This is a genomic window from Paracoccus laeviglucosivorans (assembly GCF_900182695.1).
In the GTDB taxonomy this organism is placed as follows: domain Bacteria; phylum Pseudomonadota; class Alphaproteobacteria; order Rhodobacterales; family Rhodobacteraceae; genus Paracoccus; species Paracoccus laeviglucosivorans.
Map to the genome: position 1 here is coordinate 100,980 of NZ_FXTK01000007.1, position 24,738 is coordinate 125,717.

Here is a 24,738-nt window from a genome sequence, read left to right on the forward strand (position 1 = left end):
TTTAATGAGTTTGGACCGCGATGACCTGACCCGGCTGGCAGGTGGCTTGTGCGGCGCGGAAACATCGGCCATACGCGTTTTGCGTGCAGTCAACGGGCATGGTTATATGCAAATCGAAAAGACGTCGCTTCCCGGAGTGCTGATCATCGTGCCGCGCAGGCATGGCGACGCGCGCGGATTTTTCTCGGAAAGCTGGAACGATAAAACCCTGCGGGATTCGGGGCTGGAGCTGCCTGAATTTGTTCAGGACAATCACTCGATGTCGGCTGCCGCAGGCACGCTGCGGGGGCTGCATTTCCAGTCGCCGCCCCATGCGCAGGGCAAGCTGGTGCGCTGTGGACGCGGCAGGCTTTTCGATGTGGCGGTGGACATACGCAAGGGTAGCCCGACCTATGGCCAGTGGGTCGGTGAAGAGCTTTCCTTTGAAAACGGTCGCCAGCTTTGGGTTCCCGCTGGTTTCCTGCACGGTTTCGTCACACGCGAAGCGGATACCGAAATCTGTTACAAATGCACCGATCACTATGCGCCCGACTGCGATGGCGCGGTCGCGTGGAACACGATCGGCATCGACTGGGGCCTGACCGGCGAGCCGCTTTTGTCCGCGAAAGACGCCATCGCGCCGGCCCTTGCAGATTTCGATAGTCCCTTCGACTATGAAGGACCATTTGATTACGAGGCGAATATATGAAGATTCTGGTGACGGGCGGCGCGGGTTTCATCGGCTCGGCCGTGGTGCGTCTGGCAGTCCGGCGCGGGCATGAGGTGGTGAACCTTGACGCGCTGACCTATGCGGCGAACCTTGAAAACGTCGCCTCGGTCTCGAACAGCCCGCTTTATGCGTTTGAACAGGCTGATCTGCGCGACCGCACCGCGCTGGACCGCGTACTGGACACGCATAAGCCCGACGCCATCATGCATCTGGCCGCCGAAAGCCATGTGGATCGTTCCATCGACGGTCCGGGCGATTTCATCGAAACGAACATCACCGGCACCTACAACCTGCTGGAGGCCGCGCGCGCCTATTGGGTCGGGCAGGGCCGTCCCGAAGGGTTCCGTTTCCACCATATCTCGACCGACGAAGTGTTCGGCTCGCTCGGGGAAACCGGCCAGTTCACCGAAGAAACGCCCTATGACCCCCGCAGCCCCTATTCCGCGTCCAAGGCTGCATCGGACCATCTGGTCCGCGCCTGGCACGAAACCTATGGCCTGCCGGTCGTCCTGACCAATTGTTCCAACAATTACGGGCCCTTCCACTTTCCAGAAAAGCTGGTCCCGGTCGTCATCCTGAACGCGCTGCATGGCCGTCCGATCCCGGTTTATGGCGACGGCGGCAATGTCCGCGACTGGCTGTATGTCGAAGACCACGCCGATGCGCTGCTGCTGGTGCTGGAAAAGGGCGAACTGGGCCGCAGTTACAATATCGGCGGCGAGAATGAGGCGAAGAACATCGACCTCGTTCGCACCATCTGCGCCGAAATGGACCGTCTGCGCCCGGAAAACGCGCCGCATGACAAGCTGATCACCTTCGTGACCGACCGTCCCGGCCATGACCGCCGCTATGCCATCGACCCCGACCGTATCCGCACCGAACTGGGCTGGCGCCCCTCGGTCACGGTTGAGGAGGGGCTGCGCCAGACGGTCGAATGGTATCTGGACAATGCCGATTGGTGGCAACCGCTGCTGGCGCGCAAGGGCGTGGGCGAACGGCTGGGTAAGGCATGAGCGGGCTTCTGGTCTTTGGCCGCACCGGGCAGGTCGCCACCGAAATGGCGCGGCTTGCGCCCGATGCGACGTTTCTGGGCCGCGATCAGGCCGATCTGACCGATCCCGCCGCCTGTGCCGCAGCGATCCTTGCGGCGCGCCCTGTGGCGATCATCAACGCCGCCGCACATACCGCCGTTGACCGTGCCGAATCAGAACCCGATCTGGCCCGCGCGATCAACACTGATGCCCCCGCCGCCATGGCGCAGGCGGCGGCGGAACTGGGCGTGCCGTTCCTGCATATTTCGACCGATTACGTCTTTGACGGTTCGGGCAACCGGCCTTGGGTCGAAACCGATGCGACTGGCCCCTTGGGCGTTTATGGCGCGACGAAACTGGCGGGCGAACAGGCGATTGCTGCCGCAGGCGGGCAATGGGCCGTGCTGCGCACCTCATGGGTGTTTTCGGCGCATGGCGCGAATTTCGTGAAAACCATGATGCGGCTGGGTGCCGAGCGCGAGGAGCTGCGTGTCGTGGCCGATCAGTATGGCGGCCCGACCCCTGCCGCCGCGATTGCCGCAGCCTGTCTGACGATGATCGCAGCCATGCAGGCCGACCCGGCCAAGGGCGGTATCTATCACTTCGCAGGCACCGACGACACGACATGGGCGGGCTTCGCGCGCGAGATCATGTCGCAGGCGGAGCTGGCCTGCAAAGTGGGTGACATCGCCACCAGCGACTATCCCACCCCGGCAAAGCGGCCTGGAAATTCGCGACTGGATTGCGCGGCCATTGCGCGGGATTTCGGAATTGCGCGGCCCGACTGGCGCGCCGCCCTGACGGATGTAGTGACGGAGCTTCGGACATGACCGACAAGACCACGGCAAGCGGGCGCAAGGGCATCATTCTGGCGGGCGGCTCGGGGACGCGGCTTTACCCGATCACCATGGGGGTGTCGAAGCAGCTGTTGCCGATCTATGACAAGCCGATGATCTATTACCCGATCTCGGTCCTGATGCTGGCCGGGATCCGCGAAATCGCGATCATCACCACCCCCGACGATCAGCAGCAGTTCCAGCGCCTGCTGGGCGATGGCGCGCAATGGGGGCTGCGGTTCGAATACATCATCCAGCCGTCGCCCGACGGGCTGGCGCAGGCCTATATCCTGGCCGAGGATTTCCTGGCCGGTGCGCCCTCGGCGATGGTGCTGGGCGACAACATCTTCTTTGGTCACGGCCTGCCCCTGCTGCTTGAGGCGGCGGATGCCAAACCGGCTGGCGGCACGGTATTTGGTTATCGCGTGGCAGACCCGGAACGTTACGGCGTCGTGGCTTTCGACGAAAACGGCACGGCCAGCGCTATCATCGAAAAGCCCACCGTGCCGCCATCGGATTATGCGGTGACGGGGCTGTATTTCCTTGACGGCACGGCGCCCGAACGCGCCCGCAGCGTCCAACCGTCCGAACGGGGCGAGCTGGAGATCACCACCCTGCTGGAGACCTATCTGCATGACGGCAGCCTGACGGTCGAGCGGATGGGGCGCGGTTTTGCGTGGCTGGATACCGGCACCCATGCCAGCCTGCTGGACGCGGGCAATTTCGTGCGCACGCTGGAACAGCGCCAAGGTCTGCAGACCGGCTGCCCCGATGAAATCGCCTATAATCAGGGCTGGATCGACGATGACGGGCTGCGCGAGCGTGCCCGCAAATTCGCCAAGAACGATTACGGTCGGTATTTGCTGCGTCTGCTGGGCTGATCTTTGACCGGACTTGCGAAAGCTGTCGGCCCCTGACCGGATTTGACCTGAAGCGCGCCGTATCGCGAATGCGGGCAGCGTGGCCGGTCCAGTTATTCGCCGCTTTCCGGCGGGTCGGATAACGGGTGCCGCCGAAGTTTACCCGCCAATGCCGCCGCATGAACCGCCAGCGTGCCGGGCAGCGTCTGGCGGTAAAGTCGCAGCGCAACCATGCGCGCCAATGCCGCCGGGCCAGACGCATCCAGCACCTCCGCAAAGCCTTGCAACAGCTTGCGATTTGCAGGCGTCAGCACATCTGCGACGCTTTCCAGCGCAGACTGGTTCTGCGCGAGCCAGCCAGCAAAGGTGCCGTCGAACAGCATCGAAAAACGCGCGGCCCGCGCCTTGGTCGTGTCGTTGCGGCCCATGACATTGCCTTGATGCTGGCGGTAAAGCAGCACTTGCGCAGGATCGCGATGGATATGTGCGCCCGCGCCGGACAGCAGCTGATAGGTCCACCAGTCATGTGATACGACGCCTGCGCGTGCGGCCGCCTGCGCACCGGCTTGCAACAATTGCAGCGCAGCACTGTTCGCAACCGTCGTATTTCCCGGCAGACAAGCCTGCACCAGCGCATTTCGCAAGCTAAAGGGGCCGCGAAAATGCGGGGCAGGGGCCAGCGGGCGCAGTTCATCGTCGCAAACCGTCGTGCGCGCCGCATAAATCGCTGGGCCGTCCTGTGCCGCCAGATGTGCCGCCGCGCGGGCCAGCTTGTCGGGCTGCCACAGATCATCCTGATCGCAATAGGCAATCCAACCCTTTGGATCGGCCTGCAAGATCAGATGCAGGAAATTCGCCGTTGCCCCCTGTCGCGGCCCGTCGATCCGCGTGATCCGACTGCCGCCCGGTCTGGCGGCGTAATCGTCGATGATCGCGCAGGTGTCATCCGTCGATCCGTCGTCCGAGACGATAAGCCGCCAGTTCGTCTGCGTCTGAGCCAGAATGCTGTCAAGCTGCGTGGGCAAATAGCGTGCGCCGTTATAGCTGGCCATAACGATGGTGATCTGCGGATGCACGGTTTCCCCTTTGGCAACACCAAAGCCGGTCTACACTTATTGCGTGCCGGGATACCAGTCCTGGCTATTGATCCTGCCGCGCGATGTCTTCGATCAGAACGCGGGTGATGCTGGGCCCGGAGGCTTTATGCGCGGCACTTAGCAACGCCTGCCGCAACCTTGCCTGACTGGGTTCAGCGGTGAAGTTTCCATCGAAAGCGCCGGTATTTGCCTCGATCATCAAGGCATTCAGCATGGCATCGCGCAGTCGATGCTCTTGCGCCTCGATCCGAGGGCGGGCGTCTGCCGACATTTCCAGGGTCAGCGACATGACCATGATGCCCGTTGTGCTGCCATTGCGCAGGATCGGGATAAAGAACTGGTTCGGGAACTTGAACCAGTCCGTAGCTGCTTCGGTTTGCTCCTCGGTGGGCTTTTCAGGTTCTGCTCCGGCCTCGGCGGTTTGCGGTTCGGTGACCTTCGGCCTCGAGTTGCCGCCATGCAGCATGTCACCCGCCGCGGCGCCGCCGATGAAAGCCAACAGGGGCAGGATCAGGATTATCAGCTTTTTCATCGGATCCCCCTAATACGGCAGAACGATATCGGCGATCTGCTGCCCATAGCGTGGCTGCTGCACATCGCTGATCTGACCGCGCCCGCCATATGAGATGCGCGCGCCCGCGATCCGGTCATAGGCAATTTCATTGCGCCGCCCGATATCCGAGGGGCGGACGAAACCGCTGACAGTCAAGATCCGAATTTCATAGTTCACGCGCACCTCTTGCGTGCCCTCGATGCGCAGCACGCCATTCGGCAGTCGTTCGGTGACGGTTGCGGCGACGCGCAATGTGATCTTGTCCTTGCGCGAGATATTGCCGCTGCCCTTGAACGCCGACGATCCCCTTGCTTCGACCAATTCGTCCATGCTGGCACCTTCGGGCAGCATATTGTCGACGCGCTGCGGCAGGCCCGCCAGTGACGGGATGCTGACCGTATCGGAAGCCGTGCGATTGCGGCCCGATGAGTTCTGCATGGTCGCCTGATCGTTGATCTCGATCACCACGGTCAGGATGTCCCCACGCTGCGCTGCGCGGCGATCGGCCACCAGCGAATTCTGCGACACCGACCAAAGCGAGGCCGCGCTGTCGGCGCGCGCGGGCAGTTCGGGGATGACCGGTTGCGACATGGCGGCAAATTCCGCGCTGTCGGCAGGCTCGGTCAACTGCGGTACGCGCCCGACCTCGCTCACCCGTCCGCATGCCGAAAGACAAAGCGCAAGGCCACCAGCGGCCAGCACAAGATTCCGTCGCATCATCTGTTTCCCTTAGTTCTGTGCGACCATCACGCTGCCATCGGGCAGGATGCGCCCGATCACCGTGACCCGCGATTCATTGTTCATGACGCGCACCATCTGGCCGATGCTGCCCGCCATCAGGGCGCGGCCTTCGGCGGCAATGCGCAGCGCGCCTTTTTCATAGATCAGCGTCACGCGCTGATTGCGGCTGACCACCGTGGGGGCCGCGATATGTTCGGGCTGGACAGGGCGCCCTTCGGAAACCATGACTCGCAACTCTTGCCCGATGGCATGTGCGGGGTCGTTGATGCGGCCTGTCGTTTCCGGGGCCAGCCGCACATCCTGCGGCGTGATGACGATGCCCGCGCGCAGGGTGCGGGCGGCGACCACCGCCTCGGCCAAGGCGGGCAGGGGCAGCAGGGCCGCGAACAGGGCAAGGTAACGCATCAGCGGACCTGCACCGTCGCGCCCAGCATCTGGTCGGCGGCGGTGATGACCTTTGAATTCAGCTCATACCCACGCTGTGCCTTGATCAGTTCGGTGATCTCGCGCACAGGATCGACGGCGCTTTCCTCAAGGTATCCGGCGCGCAGGACGCCCAAGCCTTCCTCGCCCGGTGCGGCGACCTGCGGCGGACCCGAGGCGGTGGTTTCCAGAAACAGGTTGCCCCCCGTCGCCTCAAGGCCCTTTTCGTTGACGAAATTCGCCAGCGTGATCTGGCCCAGATTTTCCGGCTCGACCTGATCGGCAAAGAACGCCATCACCTCGCCCGACGGGCTGATCGAGACGCTGCGCGCTTCGGGCGGGATCACGATCTCGGGGATCAGGGGATAGCCTTCCGAGGTGACGATCTGCCCCTCGGCCGAGCGTTTCAGGCTGCCATCGCGGGTATAGGCCGAATTGCCCGCAGGCATCTGCACCTCAAGATAGCCGTTGCCTTCGATGGCGACGTCAAGATCGCCGCCGGTCTGCACGGGCGTGCCTTGCGCCAGCATCATGGTGACGGCGGCGGGGCGAACCCCCAGACCCAACTGGACGCCTGCGGGCACCATTGCGCCGGTCGTGGCGGTCAGGGTGCCGGGGCGGGTCGCCTGCTGATATTGCAGGTCGGCGAATTCGGCGCGGCGCGGGTTGTAGCCGGTGGTGGACATATTGGCGAGGTTGTTCGAGATGACCTCGACACGCATCTGCTGCGCGCTCATGCCGGTGGCGGCGATCTGAAGGGCTTTCATCGGTTTTCCTTATCGCGTGAGCGAGGTGATGGCCTGGCGGATGCGCTGGTCTTCCTGTTCCAGGAAGGACTGGCCAAGTTCATAGGCGCGCTGAACCTCGACCATCCGGGCTATTTCGGTCACGGGGTCCACGTTCGATTCCTCAAGAAAACCTTGGCGGATTTTGGCGTCATCCATCGGCTCGGCGGCGTCGCCCGCCTCAAACAGCGTGCCGGCGACATGGCGCAGATCTGCAGGATCTGGACTGGCAAAGACGCCGACGCGGCCGATGGGCTGGCCGTCGGCGGATACCGTGCCGTCCATACCCACACCAAGGCTGCGGGTGCCGGGCGGGATCACGATGGCGGCCTGGCCGTCGTCCAGCAGCGGATGGCCATCGGGGTTCACGATCTCTCCGGCGGCGTTGGGCATGAAGACGCCTGCGCGGGTCAAGCGGTTGCCCTGCGGCGTCTGGACCATGAAGAACCCGTCGCCGTCGATGGCCATATCGTAATCGCCGCCGGTCTGGGTCATGCCGCCCTGCGCCAGATCGACCATGCGCCCACGGATATTGGCCATGGCCAGCGTGTCGCCATCGGATCCCAAGGGGACCATATACTCGGAAAACACCAGCCCTTCGCGGCGAAAGCCGGTGGTGCTGGCATTGGCCATGTTGTTGGCGATGGCGCGCATTTCCTGCATCAGCCCGGATTGCCGCGTCAGCGAGGCATAGATCGCGTTATCCATCTACGACCCCACGATCTGCGGGATGATCTGGTCGGTAAAGAACCCGGCCAGAGTCGCGGTCATAAAGCTCATGCTGACCCAGAACACGACCAGCATCAGCCCGATCTTGGGCACGAATGTCAGCGTCATTTCCTGTACCGAGGTCAGTGCCTGAAAAAGGCCGATCACCACCCCGACCACCAGTGCCACCGCCAGAAGCGGTGCGGACATCCGCACGGCGATCCACAAGGCCTGCCGCGTCAGGTCGAAGATCAGGTTCTGATCCATCAGACCGGCATCCGCAGGATTTCCTGATACGCCTCGACCACCTTGTCGCGCATGGCGACGGCGGTTTCCAAGGCGACCTCGGCCTGCGCGATGCTTTGCACAAGCTGATGGGTGTCGGTCGTGCCGCGCATCGCGCCGGTGGCGGAAATATCCACCTGATCCATGATGCGGGCGAAATCGGCGGCGGCTCGGCTTGCGCCCTGCGGCAATCCTTCGGCGGGCGCGACGGCAGGGCGGGCGCGGTCATAGGCGTTGGCGGCAATCGTGGCGGAAATCATCTGCGGTTCCTTCAGCGGCGGATCAGATCAAGCAGGGCGCTGCCCATCTGGCGGGATTGTTCAAAGACGCGAAGATTGGCTTCATAGCTGCGGCCCGCCTCTCGGGCGTCGGCCACTTCGATGACCAGATCGACATTCGAGCCGTCGTAATACCCGGCGTCATCGGCCATTGGGTGCGCGGGTTCGAAGATGCGGGGCAATTCGCGGCGGTCCAGCCGCATGGGGCTGGTTTCGACCGCGCCCGTGCGGCGGCCAAAGTCCATTTCCTCCTGAAAGGAAACAAGCTTGCGGCGATAGCCGGGGGTGTCGGCATTGGCGATGTTTTCGGAAACATGCCGTAAGCGGGTCGCCTGCGCGCGCATCCCCGATGCGGCCATATCTGTGGCGGAAAGCTGATCCATGACTTACCCCCGCCGCCCGATGCTGGTTCGGATCATGTTCAGCGAGGATTTCGTCACCGCCAGCGACAGATCGAATTCGCGCTTGGCCTGCGCTATGCGGATCATCTCCTCCTCGATCGAGACGGTGTTGCCATTGGGCGCCCGCTCGGTTCCCGCGTCCTGCGGGCGGTCGCTGCCACCCCAGCTGATACCCGTGGCATGACCGGGCCGGGTCGCCCGCATTTCAGCGGCCACACCCGATCGATAGGTTTCTGCGAACCGGCCCAGATCCGTGGCACGAAAGCCGGGCGTGTCGGCATTGGCGACGTTCTGAGCGATCAGCTTTTGGCGCTGCGACGCATGAGAGGTCAGCGAACTGGCCATCCGCAGCGTTTCGATCCGGTCAAACATCCAAGGTCTCTCCCCTGTTCCGATAAACCGGGTCTTAACCCCAATAGGTTTAGAAACCCTTTCGAGCGGGACGAAAAAACGGGGATGCCGAATGAATAAGATGCAATCCATTGCCACCCGGATTCAGCGGCTTGGGATGACGCGGCATTTCGGTCGCGTATGCGGCGTGCATGGCGGCACGGTCCGGATCACGGGGCTGAACACACATGCATCCGTCGGGGATCGCGTTTTGTTTTCAATGCGTTCGAAGGATTTTCTGGGCGGAGAGATCGTGGCGCTGCATCCCGACACCGCGATGGCCCTGTCGGAAGGTCCGACCGAAGGACTGGCCATCGGGGATGAGGTGGAACTGCTTTTCGCCCCAAGGCTTGCCCCTGCCGATTCGTGGATCGGGCGAATCGTTGATCCGCTGGGGCGTCCGTTGGATGGTCGCCCACTGGCCGCGGGTGCCAGCCCGCGCGGCTTTCGCAATGCGCCGCCCCCTGCCGCGTCGCGCAATCGCCTGGGCGCGCGGCTGGATACGGGGCTTGCGGTGTTCGACACGATCCTGCCGCTTGTCCGGGGGCAGCGGACCGGGCTGTTCGCAGGGTCCGGCGTCGGTAAATCGACGCTGCTTTCCATGCTGGCCAAAGGGGTGTCCGCCGATGTCGTGGTGATCGGCCTGATCGGCGAACGCGGGCGCGAGTTGCGTGAATTCGTCGAAGAAACCCTTGGCCCCGCGGGGATGGCGCGGGCGGTCGTGGTTGCCGCGACATCGGACCAGTCGCCTTTGATGCGGCGGCGCTGTGCATGGGCTGCGATGACCGTGGCCGAGCATTTCCGCGATCAGGGCAAGCATGTGCTGTTTCTGGCCGATTCGATCACCCGCTTTGCCGAAGCTCACCGCGAGATCGCGCTTTCGGCCGGCGAAGCGCCCAGCTATCGGGGTTTCCCGCCATCGACCTCGCAGCTTATCATGGCGCTGGCAGAACGTTCCGGGCCGGGTCCGACAGGTGCAGGGGACATCACGGCGATCTTTAGCGTGCTGGTCGCAGGGTCCGATATGGAGGAGCCGGTTGCCGACATTCTGCGCGGCACGCTTGACGGGCATGTGGTGCTGGACCGCGCCATCGCAGAGCGCGGGCGATTCCCTGCGGTGGATGTGCTGCGGTCCGTGTCGCGTTCGCTGCCCCATGCGGCCAGCGCGATGGAAAATGCGCTGATCGCACGGGCGCGGGCGGCGCTGGGGGCTTATGCGGAATCCGAACTTATGATCCGCGCGGGGCTTTACGCAGCCGGATCGGACCCTAAACTGGACGAGGCGGTGCGGATCTATCCGGCGCTGGATGCGTTCTTCACCAGGAAAAGCACGGGCGCGCGGCAGGGCTTTCAATTGCTTACCGAGGCGCTTGGGGCGCATGGGGGTCGTTAGCACCGACACAAAGGTCGTTGCATTTCAGGGGAATATGCGAATTGATGAATGTTAAAACACAGCCGGTGGACATTGCGTCTGCGGTGCCGAGTTGACAATCTCCTGCGGTCGAGCCGAGGAGAGACATGGCTATCACCGAGTATTTTGTCCGCTATCTGCAGCGCCGCGATCAGCTGAGCGAAAGCGACATTGCTCGGCTGCGGGCAATCAAGACGACGCTCGTGGGCTTTCAGCCCGGTGAAGTGATCGTCCCGCGAGGCCGCATGGCATCGCGAAGCTGCATGATGCTGCGGGGCATGTCAGCGCGTCAGCACCATCTGGCGGACCGACCCGGAGAGCGGGTCATCACCGCGCTGCATGTGCCGGGCGATTTCGTGGACCTGCACGGTTTCGTGCTGGCAGGGCTGGAACATGAAGTCGTTTCGATGGGCGCATCCGAAGTGGAGTTCGTCGAACATGACGAATTGCGCGAAATTACACAGAATTTTCCGCATCTGACGCGGCTTTTGTGGATGTCTACCGTCATTGATGCGGCGATCCACCGCCAATGGCTGGTCGCTGCGGCATCGCTGCGATCCAGTGGGCATCTGGCGCATCTTTTGTGCGAAATCTACACCCGGCTTGCCAGCGTGGGGGCGGCGCAGAACTATGTCTTCACGCTGCCGCTGCTGCAAAAGGAACTTGCGGATATTCTTGGCTATACGCCCATCCATATCAACAGGGCGGTCCGCGACCTGCGCGACGGCAGGCTGATTCGCTGGACCGGGCAAGAGGTGCGGATTCTGGATTGGGCCGGGCTGGCCCGCATCGCGCGTTTCGACCCGCAATATCTGGAGCTGGACAAGGTCAAGCGTTAGGTCACTGGCAAAGCCGCCAGCCGCTGTCTCGCGCCTTGATGTCCAGATGCAGATGGTCGTCATGCGCGGCATTCGCGCCGGGGCCAAGCACGGTGGTGAAATGCAGGCAAGCCGCGCCACGGATCGCGGTCTGGAACGCCTCGGCCATGTCGCCGCTGTCCTTGCGCGGCTCAATGGTCAGGCGGCTGCCGTCGCGAAAGGTAAAGGCCGCAACGTCGAACGCATTGCCAAAGGCGTGTTCCGACAGGTTGACACCTTTGTCCCCCACGGTCGGGCGGCATTGATAGGTCGATCCCGGCTCGATCCCTGCAAGCTGCGGCTGGCCCGGCAGCATGGCGCTGGCCGGGCGGACGAAATCCCTGAGCCAATGGGCCAGATGCCACGCGGTTTCGCAACGCATCATCGCTCCGCCGTTTATCGCGATGCCGGGAAGGGGTTCTTGCAACATGATGGGGCGGTCGATCCCGCAATCGCGCTGGTCGGGATCGGTGATGGCAGCCTCCTGCGTATAGACCGCGCCAAGTTGCGACAGGCCCAGCAGACAGGCGGAATAGGTGAAATCGTCTTCGCGCAGCGTCTCATGCACCGGCGGGCCGACCGACGCCTCGGGCTGGGTTGCATCCTGCGGCGCGGGGGCTGCGGGCTGGTCCGGGTATTTCAACGCGGGTTGCGGGGATGGGGACGCATCGGGCTGGACGGGAAAACGCAGCGCGGGTTCCTGCGGCTTCGTCTCGGGCGGGGCTGCGGGCGGTGATTGCGGTGGCGGTTCAGCATCCGCCGCGCTTTTGGGTTTGGGGGCAGGCCGGTGTTCGTCGGCGGGCGGCAGATCAGGGCGGGGGGCGGGCGCGTTCTGCGCCACCGCCGCGCCGCCCAGAACCGCAAAGGCCACCACCACCGCCCAGCCCTTCATGTCACAGGCTCGGGGCGCTGGGGGCTGCGTTGCCGCCTACGACTGGCGGCGGCAGCGGTTGCGATGTGACAGGCGTGTCGGACGGGTATTCCGGCTCGTCGGCGCTGGCTGCGGGCATCTGCGCCTGCCGGGCCAGCATCTCATCCGCCAGTGCCTCGGCGCGGGCCAGCGCGGCATCCAAGGATTCGCCTTCCGGCGCAGCGGCGGGGGCTGGCAGCGGATCCGTCCCGGCCACGGATGCGGCAGCGCCGGATGTCGCGACGACGGGCGCATCCGGCGTGACGGCAATCGCGGCGGGCGTTGTCGCGGCGCCCGCATCGGCCGGAAGCGTGGTCATCGCTGCGCGTGCCAGCACGCCCGCCGAACGCGCGGGCGGACGGGCCGAAGTCACAGCGTCCTGCGCCAGAACGGCCGAGGCGACGGGTGCCGCACCCCCCGTCACGTCCGCAATGCTGACGCCGGGATCAAGGAATTCGACCGTGGTGACTTTGGCCTTGACCATATGCGCCAGTTCATGGGCATCCCAGTTCGTCAGCCGCACGCAGCCATGCGACTGGTTGACGAACAGCCGCGACGGCGTGGCGGTGCCGTGGATGCCATAGGTGGGTTCCGACAGGTCGATCCAGACATTGCCCACCGGACCATTCGGCCCCGGAGGCACGATCAGCACCCGGTCGTTTTCGCCCTGCTTGAAGTTGCGCTGCGGGTTATAGGTATAAGTCGGGTTCAGCGCGACCGCGTTGACCACATGCGTGCCATGCGGCGAAGGCGTATCGGACGACCCGACAGTCGCGGGGTAATCCGCGACCATGTTGCCGCGGGCGTCATAGGCTGCAACCCGGCGGGTTTGCTTGTCCACGATGATTCGCGTCACGGTGGCGCGGATGGGCTTGGCGGGCTTGGTGACGACAATGGTCGCGCCCGGCTTGAACTCCAGCCCCGGATTCAGCTTCGCAAGGAATTTCTCGTCCATGTGAAACCGCTCACCCAGCTTTTCGAGGATGCTGGTATAACCCTGCGAGGTCATCGCGGCCTTTTCGGCGTAGTCGCTGGGGATGTTATCGACCAGCCCCTGCGCGTCTTCATCGGTGATGGTATAGGACATGGTGACGGCTTCGGCGGCATAGCCGTGCAGCAGATCCCAGACCACGAAATCCATCCGCCCGGTCATGGGCAGGCCCGCGCGGCGCTGAAACGCCTTGATGGCGCTTTCGCTCATGCCGCCGCGCCAGCCGTCCACGACACCCGGCGAGATGCCCGAGCGGTCCAGCAGAATCTGAACCTTGGCCGTCAACGCCGACTGGCCGGGGGGCAAATCGCCGCCATTATAGGTCGCCGTCTCGATCTCGGTCGGTGAGATCGAGGCAAGCGCCCGGATCGAAGGCGAGGTCGAGGGCGTGGTCCCAACCGCGGTTGCCGCCAGCGCAGGCTCGGCTGCGGTCTGGACGGGCAACGTGGCCGTCACCGCTGCCGCGCGGGCAGGGGGACGGGGATGCGGGCCGGACTGGGCCAGCGCCATGCCTGCGGGCAGGATGGCGGCAGCCGATACCAGCAAAAGGCGCGGAATCGCACCGGATAGGGGCCTCTGGAACATGCTCTGGTCTTGCCTGGAAGTTTCTTATCTATTTGTTCCAGCTTTGGCCCTTTCGGACCTGCAAAGCAAGCAAAGGCTGCACAACTTGACTTGAGGTGGCTACATCTCGCTTTCGAAACGATGCTGCGGCGGGAAATAGCGCCGCGACAACGAAACGGGCATGTTGTTCAGCCATTCCATTCGTTCAAGTTGCAGGACCGGCTCGGCTGGTGCGACCTTCAGCGACGGTGCGATGAATTGCGCATCCGCCGTGCGAACCCCGATCGACATGCTGGCGCGGTTCAGCGGCACATGCCCCAAAAGCCATTCGCAAGCGCTCATCTCCTCCAGCACCTCGGCGGTCAGGCCGGGCGTGGCATAGGTGTTCGTCCAGCGTTCTTCGCAGCAATAGGGCTGGCCATCCGACAGGAAGATGGACTGGTTGAACAAAAGCGCCTCAGAGCTGCGCAGCAGCATGGCTTGCGCCACATCTGCCGGGGGGACGCGCTCGCTGCTGAAAACATGCCTGTAGCCATAGACATGCCCGCCCGCCTCAAGCTCGCGCCGCAAAAGCGAACGGACAAGCTGGACACGGGGATGGTGGGCCACGCGCGTGCCGACCTTGCGCCGCCGTTCAATAACGCCGGTTTCTGCAAGGGCTTGCATGGCGCGGTTCACAGTGGCGCGCGCGCAGCCAAGTTCGGTTGCAAGCTCGCATTCCGTCGGGATCAATTCCCCTTCGGCCCAGGTGCCGTCCTGAATGCGTTCAAGCACGATATCCTGGACGGACTGCCAGGTCATGCCTTTACGTTTAGAACTGAACACGGGAACGCTGCTCGTGGAAATCTGTGCTTGTGCAAATATGGACATAGGAACCTTAAGATCCTTAAAAGGGTCTGAAAACTCAGTAAAATCCGGTTGCTCAAATACATTCACCTTGCCATCTCGGCAGGCAAATGCCAACAGGACCATGAACAAATTAAACTACTAAGTTCAGTTTGTGCGGCTTTATGCAGGGTAAGGTCAAGGCCGTTCCTGTAGAATAAGCATAAATTGCGGGGTGAGTTGACAATCCTGTGCATGGGGCAGAAGGTCCGCCCATTCTGCAAGAGGTGTGCAAGTGTCGGATGCAACCGCATTCCGGGGGGACAACCCCTCGACCACGGCATGGACTGTCCTGATCGCGATCAGCCTGTGCCACATGATCAACGATGTGATGCAATCCATGCTGGCGGCAATCTATCCGCTGCTTCAGCAGGAATTCGCGCTTTCATATTGGCAGATCGGGTTGATGACCTTTGCCTTTCAGGTGACGGCATCGCTGCTGCAGCCGGTCGTGGGTGCGGTGACGGACAAGAACCCGATGCCGAAATCGCTGCCGGTCGGCATGGGCTCGACCGTGGTGGGCGTGCTGTTGCTGGCACTCGCGCATGAATATTGGGTGCTGCTGATCGGGGCGATGCTGATCGGTATCGGCTCGGCGGTGTTCCATCCCGAAAGCTCGCGCGTGGCGCGCGTGGCGTCGGGCGGGCGTTTCGGCACGGCGCAATCCATCTTCCAGATGGGCGGGAACTTCGGCACCTCGCTGGGGCCGCTGCTGGCCGCCTTCATCGTCGTGCCGCTGGGCCGTCCGTCGATCGCGCTGTTTTCGATCATGGCGATGGTCGGATCGTGGATCCTGTGGCGCATCGGCGCCTGGGCCGAGGGGCGGCGCAAGGCGGGCGGATCCCGCGCCAGCACCGCGCTGAACCTGCCGCGCAATCAGGTCGTCATGGCCATCGTGATCCTGGCGCTGCTGACCTTTACCAAGAACATCTACACGGCCAGCATCTCCAGCTATTTCACCTTTTTCCTGATCGAGAAATTTGCCCTGACCACCCAGCAGGCGCAGCTGATGCTGTTCCTGTTCCTTGGTGGCATGGCGGGGGGTGTCATGCTGGGCGGTCTGGTCGGCGACAAGATCGGGCCGTTGAAGGTCATCTGGTTCTCGATCCTTGGCATCCTGCCGTTCACGCTGGCGTTGCCCTATGCCGGACTGGCCGCGACAGGCGTGCTGGTAGTGGTGATCGGGCTGATCCTTGCCTCGGCCTTCCCGGCCATTGTGGTCTTTGCGCAGGAACTGGTGCCGGGGCGCACCGGGCTGATCGCGGGCATCTTTTTCGGCTTTGCGTTCGGCATGGGCGGCATCGCGGCTGCGGTGCTGGGCGTGGTGGCCGATGCGAAGGGGATCGAATTCGTCTACAAGATCTGCTCCTATCTGCCGCTGATGGGGCTGCTGACGATCTTTCTGCCCCGCATGAACCGGACCTGAGGGGGGACGATGACGATCAAGGCAAAGCCGATCACCGCTGCGGAATTCGCACTTTATGGCGAATTGCTGACGCCGCGCGATGCGCCGACCAAGATGATCAACGCGGGCCGTTGCGAACGCCACAACGCGCTGGCGACGGTCGAACGTTTCGGAGGAGAGGCGATCATCTCGATCTTCCGCTCTGATCCGGTGAGCCTGCCTTACGATTGCGCGCTGTTGGAACGTCATCCGCTTGGCTCGCAAGCCTTCGTGCCGCTTGGGCCGGACCCGTGGCTGTCGGTGGTGGCCCCCGACGATGGCGGCAAGCCGGGGACACCCATCGCGTTCATCGTGCCTGCGGGCATGGGGGTGAACCTGCGCGCGGGCGTCTGGCATGGCGTGCTGACCCCCTTGGACCGCGCCGCAGATTTTCTGGTCGTGGACCGCGCAGGCGACGGCGTGAACCTTGAAGAAATCACCATCGCCCCGGTGACGATCACCGCATGAACGGCCCGGACTATTCCCACGAACAGGCCGCAATCCTTGGCGGCGCGCGCTTTGTCGCGGGCGTCGATGAGGTGGGACGGGGGCCGCTGGCCGGGCCAGTGACGGCGGCGGCGGTGATTCTGGATGTCACCTGCATCCCCGAAGGTCTGAACGACTCCAAGAAGCTGACCGCCAAACGCCGCGACGTGCTCGCCGCCCAGATCATGGCAAGCTGCGACTGGGCCGTGGGCCATGCAACCGTCGATGAGATCGACGAGTTGAACATCCTGCGCGCCTCGCATCTGGCGATGTGCCGGGCGATTGCGGGGCTGCGCCAGCGCCCTTGCCTGGCGCTGATCGACGGGAACATGCTGCCGCGCGGGCTGGACCTGCCGGGGCGTGCGGTGGTCAAAGGCGACGCGCTGTCGCTGTCGATTGCCGCCGCCTCGATCATCGCCAAGATGTTGCGCGATCGCATCATGGTGGATTTGGCGCAACAGCATCCCGGATATGGTTGGGAAGTTAACGCGGGTTACCCAACGCCCGCGCACAGGCAGGCGCTGCTAGATTTGGGGATAACCCCACATCATAGGCGCAGCTTCGCACCCGTCCACAATATCTTGTGTAAACCCCAAACGGCAAGTTGTTGATTCAATAAAGAATTTGACGGCGAATCGGGTCTGAATCATCATCGGGGCAACCAAATCGGCGACCAAACAGCCGAAATCCCCGAGGCAGTGATGACCAGATCCGACACCAAATCCCGCGCGGTTGCGCGACCGCTTCCGCTTAACCAGATCCTGGCCGGTGACTGCATCGACGTCATGAACGCGTTGCCCGAAAACAGCGTGGACCTGATCTTTGCCGATCCGCCCTATAACCTGCAGCTCAAGGGCGAATTGCATCGCCCTGACAACAGCCGCGTGGATGCGGTGGACGATCACTGGGACCAGTTCTCGGGGTTCGCCGCCTATGACCAGTTCACCCGTGCATGGATGGCCGCTGCGCGCCGCATCCTGAAGCCGGACGGTGCGATCTGGGTCATCGGTTCGTATCACAACATCTTTCGCGTCGGCGCCGAGCTGCAGAATCAGGGCTTCTGGATCCTGAACGACGTGGTGTGGCGCAAGGCGAACCCGATGCCGAATTTCCGCGGCAAGCGCCTGACCAATGCGCATGAGACGATGATCTGGGCCAGCAAGTCCGAGGGTGCGAAATATACCTTCAACTACGAGGCACTGAAATCGCTGAACGAAGGCGTGCAGATGCGTTCGGACTGGGTGCTGCCGATCTGCACCGGAGGCGAGCGTCTTAAGGATGCGGCGGGCGCCAAGGCCCACCCGACCCAGAAGCCCGAGGCGCTGCTGCACCGGGTCATCGTGGGCTCTACCAATCCCGGCGACGTGGTGCTGGACCCGTTCTTCGGCACTGGCACGACCGGCGCTGTCGCCAAGATGCTGGGCCGCGACTTTATCGGCATCGAGCGCGAGGAAGCCTATCGCGCCGTCGCCGAAAAACGCATCAGCCGCATCCGCAAGTTCGACGCCGAGGCGATTGCCACCACCAAGGCCAAGCGCGCCGAACCCCGCGTGCCCTTTGGTCAGGTGATCGAACGCGGCATGTTGCGCCCCGGCGAGGAGCTTTACTCGATGAACAACCGCCACAAGGCCAAGGTGCGCGCCGATGGCAGCCTGATCGGCAATGACGTCAAGGGCAGCATCCATCAGGTCGGCGCGGCGCTGGAAGGCGCGCCAAGCTGCAACGGCTGGACCTATTGGCATTTCCGCCGCGAAGGCCGCATGGTCCCCATCGACATCCTGCGCCAGCAGATCCGCGCCGAGATGGAGGCCGACGAAGGCCGCCCCAACTAAGTTTTCCGGTTCGCCAAGTCCCGATGCTCCGCAAGCTCTGGTGCGGCCGGGACCGCCTTGCCCCGTTCGGCGCTGCCGGGCGGGGCCTTTTTACAGCGCGTTGCGCGGCATCGGCAGATCGCCGCGGTTATAGGGCTTCCAATCCTCGATCTCGGGATAGAATTGCCGCCGCCACGCCCGCACACGCGGGTTCATCCGCCGCCGCCACAGGGGCGGAACCATCGCCATGAAGGTCATTGCCGGATAGCCCATCGGCAGCTGCGGTGCCTCCTCATCGGAATAGGTCTGCAGCAGGGGAAAGCGCCGGTCGGGCTTGTAATGATGGTCGGAATGGCGCTGCAGGTTGATCAGCAGCCAGTTCGTCGCGGTATGCGAGGAGTTCCAGCTGTGGCGCGGCAGCACATGTTCATAGCGGCCATTGCCCAGATGCTTCCGGGTCAGGCCGTAATGTTCGACGTAATTCGTCAGCTCCAACTGCCAGACAGCCACGAAAGCCTGCCAGACGAACAGACCCAGCCCCCACCAGCCGCCAAGCGCCACGGCCAGCGCCAGCATCCCCAGTTGCAGCGCGGCGTAGCGCCAGAACGGGTTCCTGCGGTCGAATTTGGACCGCTTGGCGCGTTCCAGCCGCTTTGCCTCGGCCTGCCATGCGCTTGTGGGGCAATCTGCCAGCACGCGCAGGAAGAAGCGGAAGAAGCCTTCGTTATAGCGGGCCGAGACAGCATCGCGCGGCGTTGCCACCCATGAATGGTGCACCAGCAAATGTTCCGTGCGGAAATGCGAATACAGGGTCGAGGCCAGCAGCAGGTCGCCCAGCCAACGCTCGATCGGGTTCTTCTGGTGCAGCAGTTCATGGGCATAGACGATGCCGATGGTGCCCGAGGCGACGCCGATGCCAAAGAACAGCCCGACGCTTTCCCAGCCGGTCATGCCGCCGCGCATAGCCCACCAGATGCCGCCAAAGATCATCGCGGCCTGCATCGGGAACCACAGGATGGTGATGGCGCGATACCAGAAAAGCTGCGCCTCGGGCGTTTCGGTATCGGGGTTTTCTTCGTTCAGGCCCAGAAAACTGTCCAGAACGGTCATCAGATACCAGGCGTAAAGCGGCATCGTCAGGAACCACCAGCCGCCAAAGCGGGCGGCGACAAAGGCAAGCGGCACCATTCCCAGCGAAAGCCAGAAAGGCAGCGCGTCGATCAGGCGGGCGCGGAAGGCGTTATCCATGGTTCAACTATGACGTGTCTGATGCGGGCTTACCAGCGGGGTCGCGGGCAGGGCTATGCGGTTTCGGGCCGGACGAGTGCAAAGGCTTTGCGCATCAGGCCGGGCAGGGCGCTGGGGCTGAATTCGCGTAGCGGCAGCAAGGTGCCCCGTTCCGGGTTCGCGGTCAACTGCGCGGTCTTTACCGTCAGATCCAGCGCGAAATGCGTGAAAATATGGCGCACCAGCCCCAGTTCCTGCCAGTCGCCCGCCGCCGGTGGCGGCAGGTCCGATCCGTCCCAACCGGTCGAGGGGAAGGCAAGCGTTCCGCCCAGCAGTCCTTTTTCAGGCCGCGTTTCCACAAGGATGCTGTCTTGCCCGAAGCCGATCCAGACCGTGCCCACGCGCTGCGGTTTGGCCTTTTTCGGCAGTTTGCGCGGCAGATCGGCGGCGATGCCCTGCATGCGGGCGGCGCATTCGTCGATGATCGGGCATATGCCGCAGGCGGGGCTGCGCGGGGTGCAGATCGTCGCGCCCAGATCCATCATGGCCTGCGCGAAATCGCCGGGCCGCCGGTCTGGCGTCAGCAGCGTCGCCAGCCGCACCAGCTCGGGCTTGCTGGCGGGCAGCGGCGTTTCCACCGCAAACAGGCGCGACACCACGCGTTCGACATTGCCATCCACCACGGTTTCCGCGCGTCCAAAGGCGATGGCAGCAATCGCAGCCGAGGTGTAGGGGCCGATGCCGGGCAGCGCCGCCAGCCCGTCGCGCGTGTCGGGAAAGCCGCCCATCGCCGCCACGGCCCGCGCACAGGCCAACAGGTTGCGGGCACGGGCGTAATAGCCAAGCCCCGCCCATTCCGCCATGACCTGCGCATCGGGCGCCGCGGCAAGGTCGTGGACTGTCGGCCAAAGCGTCGTGAAGCGTTCGAAATACGCCTTGACCGCCGCGACGGTGGTTTGTTGCAGCATCACCTCGGACAGCCAGACGCGATAGGGGTCGGCCTGCCCCTGCGGCACGCGCCAGGGCAGGCTTCGGGCATGACGGTCATACCAATCCAGCAACTGGGCGCTTATCACCCCGAAGTCACGCAATTTTCAGTCTCTCCGCTCTGGCGTCCGGGCGCGGCAGGGGTCACACTGCACGCCAGACAACCATATGGTCGCTTCATGGCCCCAAGGAAACCCGATACCCCGCCGCGCCGTCGTATGCGCGGATTCGAGGCCGCGTCGTCGCTGGTCGCGCAGCGGGTGCGTTCCGTGGGCGAAACGCGCGGCTTTGCTGTCGCGCGTTTGCTGACCAACTGGGCCGAGGTGGTCGGCCCCGAGATTGCGGCCCATACCCGCCCGGTCAAGATCAGCCACGGCAAAAGCTTCGGCGCTACTCTGACGCTGCTGGTGCCCGGCGCGCGTGCGCCGCTGATCAATATGCAACTGGACGATATTCGCGCCAAGGTGAATGCCTGCTACGGCTTCAATGCCGTGTCGCGCATCGCGCTGACCCAGACGGCACCCACGGGCTTTGCCGAAGCGGGCGGCTTTGCCGAGGCGCAGGCGGGCTTTGCGGGTGCACCCCGCAAGCCGCGCGCCCTCGATCCGCAGACCAATGCCGCCGCCGATGCGCTGGCGCAGGGCTTTGACGATCCTGAACTGTCTGCCGCGATGCGTCAGATGGCACTTAACATTCTGTCCCGCCGGGACGCCAACGACCGAAAGGCCAATTCATGACCCTCTCTCGCCGCTTTCTGATCGCAGCCGCCACGGCCGCCATGTCGGTCGCCGCGTTCCAGCCGGCGCTGGCGCAAGAGGCCGCACCCGCCGAACAGGCCCAGACGCAGGAACAGATGCCCGAAGGCAAGATCCTGCCCGACATCGTTCTGGGTCAGGAAAGCGCGCCGCTGACCATGGTGGAATATGCCAGCTTCACCTGCCCGCATTGTGCCGCTTTCCATGCGGAAAACATGCCCAAGCTCAAGGCCGAATATATTGATACCGGCAAGGTCAAGTTCGTCCAGCGCGACGTTTATTTCGACGCGGTGGGCCTGTGGGCGGGTATCCTTGCCCGCTGCGGCGGAGATGAGAAATACTATCCCGTCGCCGACATGCTGTTTGACGAACAGAAGGTCTGGCTTGACGCCAAGTCGGGCGATGACATCGCGGCCAACCTGCGCAAGATCGGCGCAAAGGCGGGCATGACCACTGAACAGATGGACGCGTGCTGGGCCGACAAGCAAAAGGTCGCGGATCTGGTCGCGACGTTCCAAAAGAACGCCACCGCCGACAATGTCGAAGGCACGCCCAGCTTTATCATCGGCGGCGAAAAGGTGCAGAACCAGCCGTGGGATGACATGAAAAAAGTCATCGACGCCAAGCTGGCCGAAGCTGAAAAGCAGGGTTGATCCCAGCCCGTGCCGGGTTCGTCACGACGGACCCGGCTGCTACAGACCCAGCGCCGCCAGCCTGTCGGTCAGCGGTGCAGGGTCGCGCAATTCCAGCCTGACAGGCAGCGCCAGCACCTGCGGGCGAAAACTGCGCGGCAATCGGGCCGCATCTTTTTCTGTCGTGACAAGCTGTGCGCCGATCAATCGCGCCTCGGTCTCAAGCCGTGTCAGCAGGGCTTGAGTGAAGGGCTGGTGATCCTCAAGCGGTTCGGCGCGGGCGACTTCGGCCCCCAGGCCGCGCAAAGTGTCAAAGAATTTCTCGGGGTGGCCGATCCCCGCAAAGGCCAGGACCCGCAGCCCGGCCCATTCCATCCCGGTTTGCAAAGGTGCCAACGCGCCTTGCAGATGCGGCAGGATCAAACCCGATTGGCGCGCCGCAAAACGCCGCTGCGCCGCGTCATCGCCGATCGACAACAGCAGATCAGCCCGCGCCAGACCCACCGACACAGGTTCGCGCAGTGGCCCGGCGGGCAGGCACAGGCCGTTGCCAAAACCCTTGTCGGCATCGACGACCACCAAGGACAGATCATGGGCCAAGCCGGGGTCCTGGAAGCCGTCATCCAGCAGGATCGCCTGCGCCCCTGCAGCCACCGCAGCCCGTGCCCCTGCAAGGCGGTCATCCGATACCCAGACCGGCGCGAATGCCGCCATCAGCAACGGCTCATCCCCGACTTCGGCGGCGCGATGCTGCGATTCGCTGACCTGAAGCGGCCCTTTTTGCGTGCCGCCATAACCGCGCGATACGATATGCACCGCGACGCCCCGCGTCTGCAAAAGCTGCGCCATCATGATGGTCGTAGGCGTCTTGCCGGTGCCGCCAGCGTTGATATTGCCCACGCAGATCACCGGAACGCCAAGTTTTTCGCGACGACCGCCCGCGATGCGACGGGCCGTGGCTGCAGCATAAAGCCTGCCAAAAGGGGCCAGTATCCGCGCCGTTGCGCCGACTGGGCGAAACCAGAAATCGGGTGCGCGGCGGCTCATGCCTTGATCTCCATCAGGTCGATTACTCCATCAGCGATACGGCGCAGAACAGCGGCGCCCCCCGTGCTGACGGACCACGCATTTTCCGCAAGAATGGCGGCCTGATCGGGCGCCGTGAGGTCCGACACCGCAGAGATGAGCGCCTCGGGTCCGGTTACAAGTCTTGCGGCCGATGCGCCGTCAAGCTGGACCCATTCCGCCGCATATTGGCCGGGGATGGGGCCATGAATGATGGCCGATCCCAACGCTGCCGGTTCGAACGGATGGCGCGGCTGCAACCCGTCGCCGGGCAGAAGCGTGCCGCCCATGAAACAGACGGGCGACAGGCGATACCACAGGCCCATTTCATGCGGATCCTCGGCGATCAGGACGTGATCGTCGGGTTCAGGGTCGAAATCCTCGGACCGGGAAATGGCAGCAAGGCCAAGCGCCTCGATCTCGGCCATGATTTCGGGAACCATGGCGGGGGCGACGCAGCCGAGGATCAGAAGCGCCCGGTGATTGTGGTGCAAGGCGGCCTGATGCGCGGCAAGGGCTGCCTTGGCTTCGGGCAGGGTCGGGGCCGCAGCCAGCCAGACATGACGCCCGCGCAGGATCTGGGCCAGGGCCGCGCGCTCAGCCTCATTCGCGTGCAGGGGGGGCAGGGTTTCCGTTACGGGGCCGATCAATTCGACGCGGATGGGGTTTGCGCCAAGCTGTCGCGCCGCCGCTGCGGCTGTCAGGTCAGGCGCAAGAATGCTGTCGATCCGCGACATCAGGCCGCGATTGATCACACCCCGCCAGGTTCCGGCGCGGTTATAGGCAACCAGCCGCGCTTCGGCCAGAATGATGGGGATGCCGGCATCGGCCACCCCGGTAATCAGCGCGGCGGGAAGCTGATCGCCCAAAATCAGCAGGATGCGGGGTTGCAGGGTCTTGATGACCAGCTCGACCGTGGCCGGATCACGCGGGCGCGGCAGGGTCACCGCACGAATGGCGGTCAGGTCGAACCCGTCGGGCAGCGGTGTTCCGGTAAAGGCGAAACGCAGATTGGGTCTGCGCATCAGCATCGCCCGCACCAGTGCTGCGACCGGCGGTGGGTCATCCGCGCGTTCGGACAGATGCACCATGACCAATGGCCCATCGCCCGCTGGCGGATCGACCGAATCCGGCGGGTCTTTCCCCAGCGCGGCACGGCGGCGCAGATGCAGCCATAGCGCCAATGAGGAGGTTGTTTTTCCCGCCGGAGGCATCCGCGTCCGCTTCGGTCAGTCGGGCTTAGACGCCCAGTTCCTCGGTCGGGCTGACTTCGCGTTCTTCGTCGCGCAGGCGGTGAAGATGGGCGATGAAATAGCGGGTATGTGCGCTGTCCACGGTGCGCTGCGCCTCGGCCTTCCAAGCGGCAAAGGCGCTTTCGTAATTGGCGAAAATGCCGACAATGTGGATCTTGTCGGTGTCGCGGAATTCGGTGCGGCTGGGGCTGACCAATTCGCCACCGAAAACAAGGTGAAGACGCTGCGCCATCATATTCTCCTGCTGTCGCGATCCGCGGCGAACCTAGCCGAGGCAGGCGCTGGAACCAAGAGGCATTTCCCCGACATTTCGCATCAAATCGTCGATGCTTGTCATTTGGCCAGCGGATCATTGCGCCAGAC

General features: G+C 63.7%; 30 protein-coding genes. 12 read left to right on the forward strand and 18 right to left on the reverse strand.

The annotated features are described in order from the left end of the window. The first annotated feature begins 106 nt into the window (after positions 1-106). The 4 genes from rfbC to rfbA are packed head-to-tail and all read left to right on the forward strand — an operon-like array spanning position 107 to position 3,457. The gene (gene rfbC, locus FN835_RS10050) at positions 107-688 is read left to right on the forward strand and encodes a dTDP-4-dehydrorhamnose 3,5-epimerase (protein WP_142663083.1); all 582 of its coding nucleotides are present in this window, start codon (positions 107-109) and stop codon (positions 686-688) included. After that, a complete protein-coding gene (gene rfbB, locus FN835_RS10055; RefSeq protein WP_142663084.1) occupies positions 685-1,722 on the forward strand; it encodes a dTDP-glucose 4,6-dehydratase in 1,038 nt (345 codons plus the stop codon). Before rfbC ends, rfbB begins: the two co-directional genes overlap by 4 nt. Next, the gene (gene rfbD, locus FN835_RS10060; RefSeq protein WP_142663085.1) at positions 1,719-2,570 is read left to right on the forward strand and encodes a dTDP-4-dehydrorhamnose reductase; all 852 of its coding nucleotides are present in this window, start codon (positions 1,719-1,721) and stop codon (positions 2,568-2,570) included. The genes rfbB and rfbD overlap by 4 nt, the downstream gene beginning before the upstream one ends. After that, positions 2,567-3,457 carry a glucose-1-phosphate thymidylyltransferase RfbA gene (gene rfbA / locus FN835_RS10065; RefSeq protein ID WP_142663086.1) on the forward strand — a complete coding sequence of 297 codons (891 nt, stop codon included), beginning with the start codon at positions 2,567-2,569 and terminating at the stop codon, positions 3,455-3,457. Before rfbD ends, rfbA begins: the two co-directional genes overlap by 4 nt. Before the next feature lie 92 nt (positions 3,458-3,549). On the opposite strand, the gene FN835_RS10070 is transcribed toward rfbA, so the two are convergent. The 10 genes from FN835_RS10070 to FN835_RS10115 all read right to left on the reverse strand — a co-directional run bounded on the left by FN835_RS10070 (position 3,550) and on the right by FN835_RS10115 (position 9,079). Beyond that, positions 3,550-4,512 carry a glycosyltransferase gene (locus tag FN835_RS10070; RefSeq protein ID WP_142663087.1) on the reverse strand — a complete coding sequence of 321 codons (963 nt, stop codon included), beginning with the start codon at positions 4,510-4,512 and terminating at the stop codon, positions 3,550-3,552. Positions 4,513-4,576: 64 nt separating this feature from the next. Further along, complete coding sequence (locus tag FN835_RS10075) at positions 4,577-5,065, reverse strand: hypothetical protein (protein WP_142663088.1); 489 nt, start codon at positions 5,063-5,065, stop codon at positions 4,577-4,579. 9 nt (positions 5,066-5,074) lie between these two features. Then, a complete protein-coding gene (gene flgH / locus FN835_RS10080; protein ID WP_142663089.1) occupies positions 5,075-5,806 on the reverse strand; it encodes a flagellar basal body L-ring protein FlgH in 732 nt (243 codons plus the stop codon). A gap of 9 nt (positions 5,807-5,815) precedes the next feature. Continuing rightward, the gene (gene flgA / locus FN835_RS10085) at positions 5,816-6,232 is read right to left on the reverse strand and encodes a flagellar basal body P-ring formation chaperone FlgA (protein WP_142663090.1); all 417 of its coding nucleotides are present in this window, start codon (positions 6,230-6,232) and stop codon (positions 5,816-5,818) included. Further along, positions 6,232-7,017, reverse strand: coding sequence for a flagellar basal-body rod protein FlgG (gene flgG, locus FN835_RS10090; RefSeq protein WP_142663091.1), 786 nt, complete (start codon positions 7,015-7,017; stop codon positions 6,232-6,234). Before flgG ends, flgA begins: the two co-directional genes overlap by 1 nt. Positions 7,018-7,026: 9 nt before the next feature. Continuing rightward, positions 7,027-7,743, reverse strand: a complete 717-nt coding sequence (locus tag FN835_RS10095; protein ID WP_142663092.1) for a flagellar hook-basal body complex protein — start codon at positions 7,741-7,743, stop codon at positions 7,027-7,029. Then, positions 7,744-8,010, reverse strand: coding sequence for a flagellar biosynthetic protein FliQ (locus FN835_RS10100; protein WP_142663093.1), 267 nt, complete (start codon positions 8,008-8,010; stop codon positions 7,744-7,746). Beyond that, positions 8,010-8,288, reverse strand: a complete 279-nt coding sequence (fliE, locus tag FN835_RS10105) for a flagellar hook-basal body complex protein FliE (protein ID WP_142663094.1) — start codon at positions 8,286-8,288, stop codon at positions 8,010-8,012. Before fliE ends, FN835_RS10100 begins: the two co-directional genes overlap by 1 nt. Before the next feature lie 11 nt (positions 8,289-8,299). Further along, positions 8,300-8,689: a flagellar basal body rod protein FlgC gene (gene flgC, locus FN835_RS10110; protein WP_142663095.1), complete on the reverse strand. Its 390-nt coding sequence runs from the start codon at positions 8,687-8,689 to the stop codon at positions 8,300-8,302. Between the two features lie 3 nt (positions 8,690-8,692). Next, complete coding sequence (locus tag FN835_RS10115; protein ID WP_142663096.1) at positions 8,693-9,079, reverse strand: FlgB family protein; 387 nt, start codon at positions 9,077-9,079, stop codon at positions 8,693-8,695. A gap of 100 nt (positions 9,080-9,179) precedes the next feature. On the opposite strand from FN835_RS10115, the gene FN835_RS10120 reads away from it, so the two are divergent. Together FN835_RS10120 and FN835_RS10125 are read left to right on the forward strand one after the other, a co-directional pair. Further along, a complete protein-coding gene (locus FN835_RS10120) occupies positions 9,180-10,490 on the forward strand; it encodes a FliI/YscN family ATPase (protein WP_142663133.1) in 1,311 nt (436 codons plus the stop codon). A 125-nt stretch (positions 10,491-10,615) separates the two neighbouring features. Further along, positions 10,616-11,347 (forward strand): Crp/Fnr family transcriptional regulator, encoded by a 732-nt coding sequence (locus tag FN835_RS10125; protein WP_142663097.1) that lies wholly within the window; start codon positions 10,616-10,618, stop codon positions 11,345-11,347. Between the two features lies 1 nt (position 11,348). Here the strand turns inward: FN835_RS10125 and FN835_RS10130 are convergent, their stop codons facing one another. From FN835_RS10130 to FN835_RS10140, 3 genes are all read right to left on the reverse strand, one after another. Next, entirely contained in the window at positions 11,349-12,257 is a 909-nt protein-coding gene (locus FN835_RS10130) for an extensin-like domain-containing protein (protein WP_142663098.1), read from the reverse strand. Between the two features lies 1 nt (position 12,258). Beyond that, positions 12,259-13,851, reverse strand: coding sequence for a L,D-transpeptidase family protein (locus tag FN835_RS10135; protein ID WP_246098699.1), 1,593 nt, complete (start codon positions 13,849-13,851; stop codon positions 12,259-12,261). A gap of 99 nt (positions 13,852-13,950) precedes the next feature. Then, a complete protein-coding gene (locus FN835_RS10140; RefSeq protein WP_246098700.1) occupies positions 13,951-14,631 on the reverse strand; it encodes a GntR family transcriptional regulator in 681 nt (226 codons plus the stop codon). 319 nt (positions 14,632-14,950) lie between these two features. On the opposite strand from FN835_RS10140, the gene FN835_RS10145 reads away from it, so the two are divergent. From FN835_RS10145 to FN835_RS10160, 4 genes are all read left to right on the forward strand, one after another. Continuing rightward, on the forward strand, positions 14,951-16,141 hold the full coding sequence (locus FN835_RS10145; RefSeq protein ID WP_281285405.1) for an MFS transporter: 1,191 nt from the start codon (positions 14,951-14,953) through the stop codon (positions 16,139-16,141). Between the two features lie 9 nt (positions 16,142-16,150). Next, positions 16,151-16,627, forward strand: coding sequence for an ureidoglycolate lyase (locus FN835_RS10150; protein WP_142663100.1), 477 nt, complete (start codon positions 16,151-16,153; stop codon positions 16,625-16,627). Continuing rightward, a complete protein-coding gene (locus tag FN835_RS10155; protein ID WP_142663101.1) occupies positions 16,624-17,256 on the forward strand; it encodes a ribonuclease HII in 633 nt (210 codons plus the stop codon). Before FN835_RS10150 ends, FN835_RS10155 begins: the two co-directional genes overlap by 4 nt. Positions 17,257-17,346: 90 nt before the next feature. Beyond that, positions 17,347-18,477, forward strand: coding sequence for a site-specific DNA-methyltransferase (locus FN835_RS10160; protein WP_142663102.1), 1,131 nt, complete (start codon positions 17,347-17,349; stop codon positions 18,475-18,477). A 90-nt stretch (positions 18,478-18,567) separates the two neighbouring features. Here FN835_RS10160 and FN835_RS10165 read toward each other — a convergent pair whose 3' ends face one another. Next, the gene (locus FN835_RS10165) at positions 18,568-19,704 is read right to left on the reverse strand and encodes an alkane 1-monooxygenase (protein WP_142663103.1); all 1,137 of its coding nucleotides are present in this window, start codon (positions 19,702-19,704) and stop codon (positions 18,568-18,570) included. Between the two features lie 53 nt (positions 19,705-19,757). Next, positions 19,758-20,774, reverse strand: coding sequence for an A/G-specific adenine glycosylase (locus FN835_RS10170; protein WP_142663104.1), 1,017 nt, complete (start codon positions 20,772-20,774; stop codon positions 19,758-19,760). 75 nt (positions 20,775-20,849) lie between these two features. Here FN835_RS10170 and FN835_RS10175 point away from each other — a divergent pair, with 75 nt between their 5' ends. Both FN835_RS10175 and FN835_RS10180 read left to right on the forward strand, forming a co-directional pair. Continuing rightward, positions 20,850-21,407: a DUF721 domain-containing protein gene (locus FN835_RS10175; protein WP_246098701.1), complete on the forward strand. Its 558-nt coding sequence runs from the start codon at positions 20,850-20,852 to the stop codon at positions 21,405-21,407. After that, positions 21,404-22,078, forward strand: a complete 675-nt coding sequence (locus FN835_RS10180; protein WP_142663105.1) for a DsbA family protein — start codon at positions 21,404-21,406, stop codon at positions 22,076-22,078. Before FN835_RS10175 ends, FN835_RS10180 begins: the two co-directional genes overlap by 4 nt. Positions 22,079-22,117: 39 nt before the next feature. Here FN835_RS10180 and lpxK read toward each other — a convergent pair whose 3' ends face one another. From lpxK to FN835_RS10195, 3 genes are read right to left on the reverse strand one after another with little or no spacing between them, the layout of a single operon-like run. Continuing rightward, positions 22,118-23,104: a tetraacyldisaccharide 4'-kinase gene (gene lpxK / locus FN835_RS10185; protein ID WP_142663106.1), complete on the reverse strand. Its 987-nt coding sequence runs from the start codon at positions 23,102-23,104 to the stop codon at positions 22,118-22,120. Beyond that, entirely contained in the window at positions 23,101-24,306 is a 1,206-nt protein-coding gene (locus FN835_RS10190) for a 3-deoxy-D-manno-octulosonic acid transferase (protein WP_246098702.1), read from the reverse strand. Before FN835_RS10190 ends, lpxK begins: the two co-directional genes overlap by 4 nt. 55 nt (positions 24,307-24,361) lie before the next feature. Then, positions 24,362-24,607, reverse strand: coding sequence for a DUF4170 domain-containing protein (locus FN835_RS10195; RefSeq protein WP_142663108.1), 246 nt, complete (start codon positions 24,605-24,607; stop codon positions 24,362-24,364). Positions 24,608-24,738: the final 131 nt, after the last annotated feature.